The sequence below is a fragment of the Candidatus Thiosymbion oneisti genome (assembly GCF_004359955.1).
Taxonomy (GTDB): Bacteria; Pseudomonadota; Gammaproteobacteria; order Chromatiales; family Chromatiaceae; genus Thiosymbion; species Thiosymbion oneisti.
Genome location: NZ_SMSC01000012.1, coordinates 60169 through 73775 on the forward strand (window position 1 = coordinate 60169; position 13607 = coordinate 73775).

Sequence of the window (13607 nt, forward strand, 5' to 3'; positions counted from 1 at the left end):
TGGCGTTCATTTGCGGATGAAATTCTTCGTCTATATGGCCTCCGAAGATCTCATACGCCCCCAGCCCTCAGTCACCACGCACCTGCGTCCTGACCTCGTCGGCAAAATTCTCTTGCTTCTTCTCGATCCCCTCGCCGACCTCGATGCGGGCGAAACGCACGACCTTTGCTCCCGCCTGGGTGAGCAGCTTCTGCACGGTTACATCCGGGTCCTTGACGAAGGCCTGACCGAGCAGGGTTACTTCTTCTAAGTATTTGCGTACCCGTCCGGCGACGATCTTCTCCACGATCGGTTCCGGCTTGCCGCTCTCCAGGGCTTGGGCGCGGAAGATCTCCTTTTCCTTCTCCAGGGTAGCGGCAGGCACCTCATCGGCACTCACACACAGGGGATTGGTAGCGGCGATGTGCATGGCAATGTCCTTACCGAGCGTCGGATTGCCGCCTTCAATTTCCACTAGGACGCCGATGCGCACCCCATGGCGGTAACTGTAGAGTTCGCCCTCTAGGTCATCGAAGCGGACCAGGCGCCGCAGCTGGATATTTTCCCCGATCTTAGCCACGAGATCCGCGCGGGCCTGGGCGATACTGGTATCCTCGCCTGCCTCCAGGGATTTGGCCCCCAGGGCCTCGACATTCGCTGCATCGCTCGCCAAGGCGCACGCCGCGACCCGCTCGGCGAAGTCGGTAAAGCCTCCGTCTTTGGCCACGAAGTCGGTCTCGCAGTTGACTTCGACCATGACACCCTTCTTGGCATCCGTGGCCTTGGCATCCCCGGCGACGGCGATGACCACCACCCCGTCGGCGGCGATCCTGCCTGCCTTCTTGGCGGCCTTGGCTTGTCCGGACTTGCGCATCGCCTCGATGGCAGCCTCGAGATCACCGTCGGACTCGACCAGCGCCTGCTTGCATTCCATCATGCCGGCACCGGTACGTTCTCTGAGCTCCTTAACCAACGCGGCTGTAATCGCCATGACTGCTGACCCTCTCATGGATGCGCAATGGAACCACGAATGAAAATGTCATTCTCATTCGATGAACCCCTCGGTACAGACGGTAACACTTCAGAGCGCCTTAGAAAAAGGCGCCCCCAGGCAACTCCTCACCGAACCGAGTCTTCACGTCGCTTCAGGAGCCATGGTCTCAGGCTCGGCCGGCTTATCGTCCACTTCCATGAACTCGCCATCGCGTCCGGCCGCGATGGCGGCAGCGGTAGAGCGTCCATCCAATACCGCGGCAGCCGCACCCTCGATGTAAAGACGCACGGCACGGATGGCATCGTCGTTACCGGGAATGACATAGTCCACGCAGCCCGGATCATTGTTCGTGTCCACGACCCCGACCACCGGAACCCCGAGCTTGTTGGCCTCGCTGACGGCGATCTTCTCGTAGCCTACATCCACGACGAACAGGGCATCGGGCAGCTTTTCCATCTGCTTGATCCCGCCCAGACCCCGCTCCAGCTTCGCCTGCTCACGACTCAAGCCCAGGGCCTCCCGTTTACTGAAGCGCTCGATACTGCCATCTTCGAACATCGCATCCAGCTCCTTGAGGCGCTTGATGCGCTCGCGGATCGTCTTGAAGTTCGTCAGCATACCGCCGAGCCAGCGGTGGTTGACGAAGGGCATGCCGCAGCGTACCGCCTGCTCGCGGATGGCGTCCCGCGCCGCCCGCTTGGTGCCGACGAACAGGACCTTACCGCCGTTGGCCACCAGGGATCCGAGATAGTTCATCGCCTCTTGGTATAGGGGCAGGGTCTTCTCGAGGTTGATGATGTGGATCTTATTGCGCTGGCCGAAGATGTAGGCCCCCATCTTTGGGTTCCAGTAGCGAGTCTGGTGCCCGAAGTGCACCCCCGCCTCCAGCATGTCGCGCATGGAAACTTCGCTCATTTATCGAGACCTCGTTAAGATTTGGGTTTGGCCTCCACGCATCCCAGCAGGCAACCCGTTTCCGGGCACCCGACCCGCTGTGTCGATGCGTGTGTGGTGTTGGGAGTCGTCTTAAGAAACTGTCCGGTTAAAGGCAATCCGGTCCGGCTTGAGAATGGGCCAAAAAATAGAGCGAAAAACGACAGTTTTTCGCTCCCATGGATGGCCGCCCTAACGCTCGCTGCGGCGACGGGCAATCTGTTTGCCGAATCTCAATTGGTTTTATAACATGTCGGCTAGGTTCGAGCAATTTTCCAGGTCACTGTCGTGCCCTCGCGAACCAGCGTGGATGCAGCCTCCCCCAGTAAGAGCGTGCCTATCAAGAGCGCCGAGGAAATCGCCAAGATGCGCGTTGCCGGCCGCTTGGCAGCCCAGGTCCTGGAGATAATCGGTGAGTACGTCCGCCCCGGCGTCACTACCGGCGAGCTCGACCGCATCTGTCACGACTTTATCGTCGATGAGCAACAGGCCATTCCGGCCCCGCTGAACTACAAAGGGTTTCCCAAATCCATCTGCACCTCGGTCAACCATCAGGTGTGCCACGGTATTCCCGGCAACAAGCGACTGAAGAAGGGAGACCTCCTCAATATCGACATCACCATCATCAAGGACGGCTACCACGGCGACACGAGTAAGATGTTCTTCGTCAGTGAACCCTCCATCCTCGCGCGGCGCCTGGTCAAGACGACCCAAGAGGCCATGCGTATCGGTATCGCCCAGGTCAAGCCCGGCGCCAACCTGAGCGACATCGGCCATGCCATACAGAAGTTTGCCGAGGGGAAACAATACTCAGTGGTGCAGGAGTATTGTGGTCACGGCATCGGCCGCAACTTCCATGAGGAACCGCAGGTACTGCACTATGGTAATCCCGGTGAGGGGATGACCCTGGTACCCGGCATGTGTTTTACCATAGAGCCCATGATCAACGCCGGCAAGCGCCATATCAAGCTGCTGCCCGACGGCTGGACCGTGGTCACCAAGGACCGCAGTCTATCCGCCCAGTGGGAACACACGGTACTGGTGACCCAGGACGGTCACGAGATCCTGACCCTACGCAGTGAAGAACGTGACCAACCGCTTGCTCCATGAACGACTCCCAACAGCAAATCGGTCACTGGTCTGAAACCCAGGCCCAACTGCGGCACCTCCTGCATACCCGGGACGATCCCGTCGCTGCCTTTCGCCACATCCTGAAGGAGGGCACCGAGCACCTGTTCGAGCGCTATGACCAAGGTGCAGCGGTCGACACGCTGATCCTTGCGCGCAGCCGCCTGGTGGACATGTTGCTGCTGGAAGCCTGGCAACACCACTTGCCGGTAGGAGCGGGAGCGGCATTGGTGGCGGTCGGGGGCTATGGACGCCGGGAGCTCCATCCGGGTTCCGACGTAGACATCATGATCCTGTTGAAGGACTCCGAGAAAGAAAATCTAAGCCACGCCGGCGCCAAGCTGATCGCCTTCCTCTTCGACATCGGGCTCAAACCGGGATACAGCACCCGGACCATCGAAGATTGTGTGCAGATAGCCGGTACCGACGCCACCGTCATCACCAACCTCATCGAGGCCCGCCTGCTCACCGGCTCGTCGGATCTGTTCGAGCGCATGCGAGCCGCCACGGCCCGTGACCGAATCTGGTCGAGCGAGGACTTCTTCGCCGCCAAGATCGACGAGCAGCAGGCCCGCTGGCACAAGTTCGGTGGCACTGCCTACAATTTGGAGCCCAATATCAAAGAAAATCCGGGGGGGCTGCGGGACATCCAGATGATCGGCTGGGTAGCCAAACGCCACTTCGATGCCGAAAATCTGCACGACCTGGTTACCCACGGCTTCCTCACCGAGCGTGAGCACCATACCTTGTTAATGGGTCAATCCCTGTTATGGCGCATTCGCTTCGCGCTCCATCGCCTCACCGGACGGAGTGAAGACAGACTGCTGTTCGACTATCAACGCACCCTGGCCGCGGAGTTCGGCTTCACGGACGAGGACCAAAACCTGGCGGTCGAGCAGTTCATGCAGCGCTACTACCGGACAGTCATGGAGCTCAATCGCCTCAACGAGATGCTGCTCCAGTTGTTCCGGGAGGCCATCCTACTCCACGACCGGCTGGAACCGCCGGTCGAGATCAACGCGCGTTTCCAGTCTCGCAGCGGTTTTCTCGAGGTGACCGGAGACGATGTCTTCCGACGCGATCCCATTGCCCTCATTGAGGTCTTCAACATCCTGCAGACCCATCCGGGGATCGTAGGCATCCGGGCCAGCACCATCCGTCTCATCCGCGAGCACCGCCACCTCGTCGACGCCAGGGTACGGGAGGACCCACGCGCCCGTTGCCTGTTCATCGCCATCATGCGCTACCCAGGGGTTACCTATGCCATGCAGCGGATGAACGAATATGGCGTGCTCGCTGCCTACCTTCCGGCCTTTGCCAAGGTCGTCGGGCGCATGCAGTACGACCTCTTTCACGCCTATACGGTAGACGAGCATAGCCTCCGGGTAATGCGCAACTTAAGGTCCTTCATGGTCCCGGGGGATGCCCCAGGACATCCCTTGTGCACCGCCATCGCGCGCACTATCCCCAAGTTCGAGCTCCTGTGCCTCTCCGGCCTATTCCATGACATCGCCAAGGGTCGCGGCGGGGATCATTCCCTCATTGGGGCCCGTGACGCCTGGGGCTTCTGCCGAGCCCACGGCCTATCCGATTACGATAGCCACCTCGTTGCCTGGCTGGTAGAGAGACACCTGATGATGTCGATGACGGCCCAACATCAGGACATCAGCGATCCGGAGGTCATCCAAGCATTCGCCACCGAAGTCGGAGATTCCAGCCGCCTGGACTACCTCTATTTGCTGACCGTGGCCGACATTCAGGGGACCAATCCGGAATGGTGGAACTCATGGAAAGATAGGCTGCTGCAAGATCTCTACCAGAGTACCCGGAGCGCCCTGGAGCGCGGGCTGGACAACCCCCAGGCCCAGGATGACCTGATCCAACAGAAGCAGACCGAGACCCTGCGCCTGCTGGCCAAGTACGGCATAACCCGTGAGGTCTGCACCCCATTATGGATCAAGTTCAGTCTCGACTACTTCCTGCACAACTCCCCGGACGAGCTGGCCTGGCAGACCGGAACCATCCTGCAAACCCCCGAGCGAGCCTTACCCCTGGTCGCCATCCGACCCCTGACCCATCGGGGCGGCACCGAGATCCTCATCTACACCTGGGATCAAAAACATCTGTTCGCGCGTACCACCGCCCTGCTGGACCGCTGGGGACTGAGCATCATGGACGCGCACGTCATGACCACGGACGACAAGATGGTGCTGAACACCTACTATGTACTGGAAACAGAGGGCTCCTCCCCCGTCCTCGACGCCACCCAAATACGGCAGATTCAGGACGCCCTGGAGCAGGAATTATCGCAACCGGAAGCACCGAACCTCCAAGTCACGCGTCCCGTGCCCCGCCAGCTCCGTTATTTTCCGACCGAAACCCGGCTGCGCTTCTCCAAGGACGAACGCAACCACAGAACCGTCATGCACCTGCTCACCCTCGACCGACCAGGCCTCCTCGCCGCAATCGGGGCCGCCTTCGACACCTGCGGCATCCTGCTGCAAAACGCCAAGATCGCCACCATCGGTGCCCAGGCGGACGACATCTTCTTCATCACCACCGCCGACGGTGCCCCCATTACCGAGCTGAGTACCTTGAATTGCCTGCGCCGGGAGACCCGCAGCCGCTTGGAACACGCAGCTGACGACTAAGATCCACAAGTCCTACATCCCTATAATCGAGTCGAGTTTCGAAAGAAATTTGATCTGGGGCAGGGCATTCAGTTAGTAATTTGGTATATGCTAAATTTTTTAAGTTTAGAGCTGTCCGGTTAAACGCAATCCTGAACTAAGGGATCGAATGTCCCGACGATCGACAAGACCGATTATCGTCCTGTGCATCGGACTGCTCGCAGTCTTTCCCCTTGCGGCGCAGACGCCGCTACCCCCTCCGACCGAGAGCACACCCTCTGCGGAGTCCCAACCGGTTCGCCGGTGGCTCGACGAGGTGCGCGCGCAACGGCAAAAAATCCGGCAGGAACGTCGCCGCGCCGCACGGGAGGCCCGGCGTCGGATCGACCCCTGGGGCGCGGCCCGGCAAGAGATACGAGAACAGGAAACCCAACGCCGTCACGATACCTTTTTGGAGCATATAGAGCGCGACCGCGAGACCTTCCGCAACCAAGTCCCCTGGCAACTCCGGCAAAGCCCCTGGCAGGAAGAGACCTCCGGGTTTTCCGCACCACCGTTACCATCTCCAGCCGACGCTGCCACGGGGGCATCCGGGCAGGCGTCACCACAGACGCTGACCTATCCCCTGCCAGGTTGGGACAACCCTTGGTATTATCGAGGGTTCTAGAAGCTGTTTGGTTAAAAGCAATCCTGAATGGTGTTCTAACTTTGTTGTTTCCGGTTTATAGGGTGCCTTGAAAACCCCATGATTAGGGAGTTTTCAAGTTCTCTATACTCGGCAGCAACAAAATTAGAACACCACCGCCCTGGCCTTATATCCCTCAGACGCAGGCACAGGGTTTATCCGACCAAACGTCGCCAATAGGTCGGGCGCCAATAGTAGAGGACAGTCGTGTCCGGCCAGGGATAGGAATCTCCATAGCGGTTGCCGCGGCCGGGGCGTTCCGGGTTATCCCGATCCGGGTCCAGGGGTCGCCAGGCCGGTTCGACCGTCTCGCCTTCCACGGGGTCACGCGTATGGCCCAGCTTGCGCCGTTCCGACGCGCCATAGCTTTGGAAGTTTCGTTGGGCCTCGAACAGGCTCACCACATTGGCGCTGCCGGGCATGAGCGGAAAACGCAGCTGCGAGAGGTCGTCCTCCCAGCCGCAAATGGGGCATAGCTGGTGAAATCCGGGTTCCCAGTCGAAAACCAGACGGCCGCAGCAGGGACAAGGAAACCTGATCTGGTCGTACATCATTTATTGTTTCGGTAGTGGTAAATTTTTAAGTGAGAGCAGTCGAGAGGTTCACCGACCACTCCCGGTTTCTTTTTGATCCCCTCTCCCTGGCCCCCTCGCTACGCTCGGGGCAGGCTCTCTCCCGGCGGGAGCGGGGCGAAGCTCGTAGCCCAACAAATCATTTAAAATTGGCTCTTTATGGATTCCAGACTGGTTAGGATATTTTGCGCAAATTTGCCTTCTCAGCAAGCCAGAGGGGCGGCGTATAACTTGCTGTTATTGTTGAGAAAAGGCTACCTGTTCCGTCATCGGTCATCGTGCTACCGACTGTCGTCCTCTTCGACCAATCTGGAATCCATAAAGAGCCTAAATATTAACCACCACCCGATAATCACCCCCGTAGCTGTGAAGCGGTAGTGCCGTAGGATGCGGTGAGCGCGGTAGGTCTTACAGGATAGCACCACGCGGAGGCGCGAACCGCATCGATGGACGCCCGCAGCGAACCGCATCAACCCCCATAAAGGCACCTTGAAAAATAGGTATTTTCAGCGATCAGACGGCTCTAACCCGTTGCTTATTCAAGCATACCGTTGACGGAAAAGGTGCCCGTAATCGAATCCCGAAAGCGCGTGCGCGATGTCGGACACGGGCCATCCGGCGATGCGGTTCGCGCCGGCCGTCAATGCCATCCATGAAGCGGTATACCACGCTCACCGCATCCTACGGGCGTAGGTTCCGGTAAGCATCGGGGTAAGGTTGCCGCCGCACGCCAAAACGTCCGGTGGTACCCTTCCATGATCGTTGGCAGTCCGGAATCCATAAAAAGCCTTAAAAATTTACCACTACCGCCTGACTTTATGGCATTGGGCCACAAATGGGATCAATTCCGCATGTGCGTTTATCCGCATTCATTCGCGATTAAAAAAGGGGCGCTCAGCGCCCCTTTCCAATACCGTGGAAAAACCGGTCCGCAATCAGTTGACCTTGGGCTCCAGCTCGCCCTTGGCATAACGGGTGGTCATGTCTTCCAGCGAGCGGGCAGTGATCTTCGAGGCGTTGCCGGCGGTGCCGAAGGCCTCGTAGCGTGCCTTGCAAATCCCATACATGCCCTTGGTCGCAGCGGCAAGATATTTGCGCGGGTCGAACTCGGCCGGTTTGTCGTGCAGGAACTTGCGGATGGCGCCGGTGGAGGCCATGCGCAGATCGGTGTCGATGTTGACCTTGCGCACCCCGTGCTTGATACCCTCGACGATCTCCTCGACCGGCACGCCGTAGGTCTCGCCCATCGCCCCGCCATGGTCGTTGATGATCTTCAGCCAATCCTGGGGCACCGAGGACGAGCCGTGCATCACCAGATGGGTATTGGGGATGCGTTTGTTGATCTCCTTAATACGCTCGATGGCTAAGATGTCGCCGGTCGGCGGGCGGGTAAACTTGTAGGCGCCGTGGGAGGTACCGATGGCGATGGCCAGGGCGTCGACACCGGTCTTCTTGACGAAATCCGCGGCCTCTTCCGGATCGGTCAGGAGCTGGTCGTGAGAGAGGGTACCCTCGGCGCCGATCCCGTCCTCTTCACCCGCCTGCCCTGTCTCCAGGGAGCCGAGACAGCCCAGTTCACCTTCGACCGAGACCCCGCAGGCATGGGCCATATCGACCACCCGCTTGGTAACATCCACGTTGTACTCATAGCTGGTGGGCGTCTTGCCGTCTTCGCCGAGGGACCCGTCCATCATGACGGAAGAGAAGCCGAGCTGGATGGAACGCTGACACACCGCTGCGGAGGTGCCGTGGTCTTGGTGCATGCACACCGGAATGTGGGGCCACTCCTCGATAGCGGCCAGGATCAGATGGCGCAGAAAAGGAGCACCGGCATACTTGCGGGCACCGGCGGAGGCCTGGACGATAACGGGGGAGTCGGTCTCGTCGGCCGCCTCCATGATGGCACGCATCTGCTCCAGGTTATTGACATTGTAGGCGGGCACGCCGTAACCCTTTTCGGCGGCGTGGTCCAGTAGCTGACGCATGGAAATCAGGGCCATGGTGGTTTTCCTCTTGTTGGTTGGTAGATAAAAACAGCAACTATTTGCAGCGATACTTTTCTAGGTCGCATTGACATTTAGAAGGTCCGCACAGCGGACCCTACGCGAACCATTGGATTGATTGTAGGGTCCGCTGTGCGGACCGCCTAGGCGTTGCCGCCATTCAGCATACTATGTGAGTTTGTCATACGTTCCGTGAGCTCCAATCCAAAACCAAACCAACCTTCTGCACGTTCTTTTGCCAACGCACGATAACGAAGCCCGATACGAGCAGACCAATCCCCCCCCCCCGACCTTCTTCAGCCGAAGGGACGGGTGGTGTGGATCCTCCTTTAGTAAAGCGAAGTTTTTATCAGCTAATGCTTGCACCCTTTGGGGAAGCTTACGGTAGTGAAACCAGAACTCGGGAGAGGCGAAGTGGTTCAAAGCGGAGTACAATGACCGGCTACGAAGGCTTTGTCCGCCCGCTCGCCGACCCCATCAAGCCGACCTGCCAAGATATCGGCTGCTATCCGTTTGTCCCATTGATCGGCCAGAAATTCTTCGAACCATTCTGCAAACCTGTCAAGATTCTCTGGTGAAAGGTGCAATACCGCATCTTCCAGTTGCTCAATTGTCATCTTGCTTTACCCCAGTCTTAAATCCGTATTTCATCCTATTGTGCATGTTACAGGTTGAACCACAGAGACACGCACTCTAAATGCACAATAGCAGTGGTATCACTGACGACTCGTTCAGCCATACCATGCTCTTCTACAAACCGTTACTTTTGATATCATCCATCAGATCATCCATATCTATTAATCGTTTCGGGAGTTCATGTGAAGTGATCCGTGATTTTTTAGTCTATTTCAGGCATGATTCCAACTAGCAGATTATGTTCCTGATCTGTCACTCTGACTGATATTTTTTCACTGTCAGGCTTGACACTATTTACATAATCAAATAGATTTGAATCCACTTTATATAGTTGATTCTTTTTGCTTTCCTCAATGTTGTCATATGCTCGCAAATTCTTCGAGAATAGGCTAGAGAATGACATGGTTTTTCTCCTCGTTAGGACAGCATGTGCTATATAGCACCTTTAACAGCTTGGAACGTTTCTGATTTTTCCGTATATACCACTCGTGACATCAAATACTAAAGATAGTAAATCCGAAAAGACATAGCCAATTGGTATGTCTATATCAGGGATGAAATAATCAATATTGATATGGTCAATGCATAAAAAACCAAAAATCGTTCTCTCGACCTCATCGAGATTGATTAATTTTCTGAAGGTGTCACCAAGAGAGTTGTTCCATAGGGTCATCGGCACAATCAGAGTCGACTTGTAGCAGGAATCATTAGTCACGGATTGGTTATCATCGCTGTTCCAGCATTTTCGCCACTCTTTATCCTCACCCTTTGCCAAACCGAGCTTCTGCTTTATAAACCCCGGTCTATTGTACAACTTTGCTGCCTGTACATTCAGCCTAGGGTTCAAATATCCATTAACTCTCACCTCATTCGGTATATCGTTGCATATATAAGGTCGGCCAGTATCGTAAATCCACTTAAAACCAGAATTCTGTTCAATGCGACAATTACTTTGGTAGTTGACATTGCCATCCCTGAATAAAGAAACCACGCTATCTTTATTGTCGATATTGTAGCCTGCTTTAATGCAAATCCGCGGGGCCTGATTGGATCGAGTCTTGAAGTGAGAATGCAGAAATTCGAAATTCTTCTTCGTTATTCGTTCGAGATTCCGGTTCAAGAACCCTAAAAGGGTATTATGACGCTCCTTTGCAATGTCGACATCTCCCTTGAAATATGCTGCTTTCATGCATTTATGAAATTCCGCAGCAAGGAGAAAATACTGGAGGAATTCACCTTGATTATAACAAATGATGTCTTTGACATAGCGAGGAAACTCACGATCACAAGAATTCCTTCCAAAAAAACCAAAGTTATAAGTGGGACCTCGATAGGAAAATTTTAACATTCACTTCTCCTTATTTCTCTTGAACAGCACTGTATAAATATTAAGCGCATTGATAGAGACTAATACCTCTTGAGTAGAGAACGGCCGACCTGCTGTCCGGTAATACTTAGCTGCATTGCTCCCAACCCCTCTCCCAGTGGAGAGGGGTCTTTCGCGCCTGTTCTAGCGGTCTCTGCCGGAATGGAAAGTCGGGGGCCAAACGATCAGGCCATTAGCCCTTCGCCCGCTGCTCCAGCATGGCCACGGCCGGCAGGGTCTTGCCTTCCAGGTATTCGAGGAAGGCACCGCCGGCAGTGGAGATGTAGGACACCTTGTCATAGATATCATACTTCTGGATGGCCGCGATGGTATCGCCACCACCGGCAAGACTAAAGCCGGAGGCCTCGGCGATAGCCATGGAAACCTTCTTGGTACCCGCGCCGAACTGATCGAACTCGAATACCCCCACTGGGCCGTTCCAGACGATGGTGCCCGCTTTGGCGATGATGTCGGCCAGCTCCTGGGTGGATTTGGGGCCGATGTCGAAGATCATATCGTCGTCGGTCACCTCGTCGGCATCCTTGAGGAGCGCGGGTTCCCTCTCGTCGAATTTTTTGCCGCAGACGACATCCATGGCAATCGGAATGCTGGCACCACGTTTGGCCATCTTGTCCATCAGATTCTTGGCGGTGTCTACCAGGTCGTCCTCACACAGGGATTTGCCGACGTTCTTCCCCGTCGCCTTGAGGAAGGTGTTGGCGATACCGCCGCCGACCACCAGCTGATCGACCTTTTCCGACAGGGCCTCGAGCACGGTCAGCTTGGTGGACACCTTGGAGCCACCGACGATGGCGACCATGGGCCGGGCCGGTTTAGCCAGGGCCTTAGCCAGGGCGTCCAGCTCCTCGGAGAGCAACAGACCGGCGCAGGCCTTCGGGGCGAGCTTGCCGACCCCATGGGTGGAGGCCTGGGCGCGGTGAGCGGTGCCGAAGGCATCCATGATAAAGACATCACACAGAGCGGCGTATTTCTTAGCCAACCCCTCGTTGTCCTTCTTCTCGCCCTTGTTGAAGCGCACGTTCTCCAGCAAGACGACCTCGCCCTCGGTGACCTTCGGTGCCTTGTCCAGGTAATCCTTGATCAAGGGCACCCGCTTGCCGAGCTTGGCGGACAGATCGTCGGCGATGGGCTGCATGGAATTTTCCTGGTCCACCACCCCTTCTTCCGGGCGGCCCCGGTGGGAGAAGACCATGACCTTGGCACCGGCGTTCATGCAGTGCTCGATGGTGGGCATGGAGGCGGTGATGCGGGCATCGGATGTCACCTTGCCGTCCTTGACAGGGACATTGAGATCGGCGCGGATCAGCACCCGCTTGCCGGCGAGATCGAGATCGGTCAGCTTGATGAATGACATAGAGTTCTCCGCGATGTTACGTCTTGGTGACCCGTATACATAGTTTCAGCCTGATCTGCATTTTTCTTAAGGATCAGTTAATATGATGTAACCTGTGAATGCCTGTCGGGATTGTACCGGAAAACAGGCTGAAACTATGTACTAACAAGGCTTCGCCTCAGATCGGCGAGACATGAGTTTTTTATCAAAAATGAGACTCTGTCAAGGCATCCTAAAACCACGAATGGACACGAATAAACACGAAATGATTACACGGACTCATTTTCTTCTATGAGATAACGAATGCGTATCCGTGTTTTAGACAGGCATGGATATCTTCTCTCGTGAGATGCGGATAATCTTCGAGAATATCCTCTTCAGGAACATCAGAAGCTAACAGTTCCAAGATAAAGTCCACAGACAACCGTGTCCCTTGTACAATCGGTTTCCCATCCAAAATTTTTGGATTGGCAGTAATACGATCAATCATCTGTGTGCCTCCTCCACAATGGGATCCTTCTCCACAATTCTGATTCTTGAGTCGGATTTTCCGAGCTTCAGTTGTGCTTAGGATCATGCCATCTGGCTGAGCCATTTGTTGGGCGATCTTCAGCAGCTAAATTGCTATGGGCTGCATAGTAAAAACTCGCGCAATTTTAGATGCGCACTCCAAATCTCCACGACGTAGCGCCTCATGAACGTCGTCTAATTTGTAGGCGTCTTGAAGCGACAAATAGGGCGACCATTCATCGTCCGTGACAATCAATTCCACATCGACTTCTGCAACAAGCTGGCCTTCGTGGATATATTTCGTCTTTTTGCGCATGTTCATTGTTTACGCTTCTTGAAAACTGACACCTATTTTCCTTTCTCAAAACTCAATTAGGATGGCGACTCAACCACTACCAGCTGAAGCTGGTAGGTTGGGCCACTAAAGTGGCCCTCGGCGGACTCAACCGCCGACTGAAGATAATCCATCTGGAAGATGGAGGTTTGTACCTCGATCCGCCTACGGCGGACTGAAGTTTTTGGGGACAATCAAGTCCAAAGATGCTTGCTCAAGGATCTCCGTATCCTATTTTCCCATCGTGACGGCAAGCTCCAGCATACCGAGAGTCAGAGGCTCGGGTGGAGGCATTCTTTTCACGATGTCGATCAAAACACCAATTGGATTGAAACCTTTGCTTATTTGTGTCCATAACCATGTAGGTTGGGGTGACGGAGGAACCCCAACCTACGCGGGCTTTTTCCCCTGCTCCACTGATCTCGATCGGTAGAGGGAAAGGTTTGCTGAAACCTCGATCGATTTTTGAATCCATCGGCAACT

The 13607-nt window shown here is 55.8% G+C and carries 12 protein-coding genes; 3 read left to right on the forward strand and 9 right to left on the reverse strand.

Annotation, left to right across the window (positions count from 1 at the left end; translation table 11 throughout):
* Positions 1–67: 67 nt before the first annotated feature.
* Together tsf and rpsB are read right to left on the reverse strand one after the other, a co-directional pair.
* Entirely contained in the window at positions 68–970 is a 903-nt protein-coding gene (gene tsf, locus E1958_RS08550) for a translation elongation factor Ts (protein WP_133511512.1), read from the reverse strand.
* A 144-nt stretch (positions 971–1114) separates the two neighbouring features.
* A complete protein-coding gene (rpsB, locus tag E1958_RS08555; protein ID WP_207787604.1) occupies positions 1115–1873 on the reverse strand; it encodes a 30S ribosomal protein S2 in 759 nt (252 codons plus the stop codon).
* Positions 1874–2239: 366 nt separating this feature from the next.
* Here rpsB and map point away from each other — a divergent pair, with 366 nt between their 5' ends.
* The 3 genes from map (at position 2240) to E1958_RS08570 (ending at position 6331) form a co-directional block, all read left to right on the forward strand.
* On the forward strand, positions 2240–3016 hold the full coding sequence (gene map / locus E1958_RS08560) for a type I methionyl aminopeptidase (protein WP_279512422.1): 777 nt from the start codon (positions 2240–2242) through the stop codon (positions 3014–3016).
* Complete coding sequence (gene glnD / locus E1958_RS08565; RefSeq protein ID WP_133511514.1) at positions 3013–5685, forward strand: [protein-PII] uridylyltransferase; 2673 nt, start codon at positions 3013–3015, stop codon at positions 5683–5685. The genes map and glnD overlap by 4 nt, the downstream gene beginning before the upstream one ends.
* 148 nt (positions 5686–5833) lie before the next feature.
* Positions 5834–6331 carry a hypothetical protein gene (locus tag E1958_RS08570; protein ID WP_133511515.1) on the forward strand — a complete coding sequence of 166 codons (498 nt, stop codon included), beginning with the start codon at positions 5834–5836 and terminating at the stop codon, positions 6329–6331.
* 173 nt (positions 6332–6504) lie between these two features.
* On the opposite strand, the gene E1958_RS08575 is transcribed toward E1958_RS08570, so the two are convergent.
* The 7 genes from E1958_RS08575 to E1958_RS08615 all read right to left on the reverse strand — a co-directional run bounded on the left by E1958_RS08575 (position 6505) and on the right by E1958_RS08615 (position 13112).
* Complete coding sequence (locus E1958_RS08575; protein WP_243448316.1) at positions 6505–6903, reverse strand: CPCC family cysteine-rich protein; 399 nt, start codon at positions 6901–6903, stop codon at positions 6505–6507.
* 953 nt (positions 6904–7856) lie between these two features.
* Complete coding sequence (gene fba / locus E1958_RS08580) at positions 7857–8921, reverse strand: class II fructose-bisphosphate aldolase (protein ID WP_133511516.1); 1065 nt, start codon at positions 8919–8921, stop codon at positions 7857–7859.
* Positions 8922–9343: 422 nt separating this feature from the next.
* Positions 9344–9541: a hypothetical protein gene (locus tag E1958_RS08590; RefSeq protein WP_133511518.1), complete on the reverse strand. Its 198-nt coding sequence runs from the start codon at positions 9539–9541 to the stop codon at positions 9344–9346.
* A 464-nt stretch (positions 9542–10005) separates the two neighbouring features.
* Positions 10006–10908, reverse strand: a complete 903-nt coding sequence (locus E1958_RS08595; RefSeq protein WP_133511519.1) for a hypothetical protein — start codon at positions 10906–10908, stop codon at positions 10006–10008.
* Positions 10909–11119: 211 nt separating this feature from the next.
* Positions 11120–12301 (reverse strand): phosphoglycerate kinase, encoded by a 1182-nt coding sequence (locus E1958_RS08600; protein ID WP_133511520.1) that lies wholly within the window; start codon positions 12299–12301, stop codon positions 11120–11122.
* 268 nt (positions 12302–12569) lie between these two features.
* Positions 12570–12770 (reverse strand): DUF433 domain-containing protein, encoded by a 201-nt coding sequence (locus E1958_RS08605; protein WP_133511521.1) that lies wholly within the window; start codon positions 12768–12770, stop codon positions 12570–12572.
* Positions 12771–12896: 126 nt separating this feature from the next.
* Positions 12897–13112 (reverse strand): hypothetical protein, encoded by a 216-nt coding sequence (locus tag E1958_RS08615; protein WP_133511522.1) that lies wholly within the window; start codon positions 13110–13112, stop codon positions 12897–12899.
* Between the last annotated feature and the right edge of the window lie 495 nt (positions 13113–13607).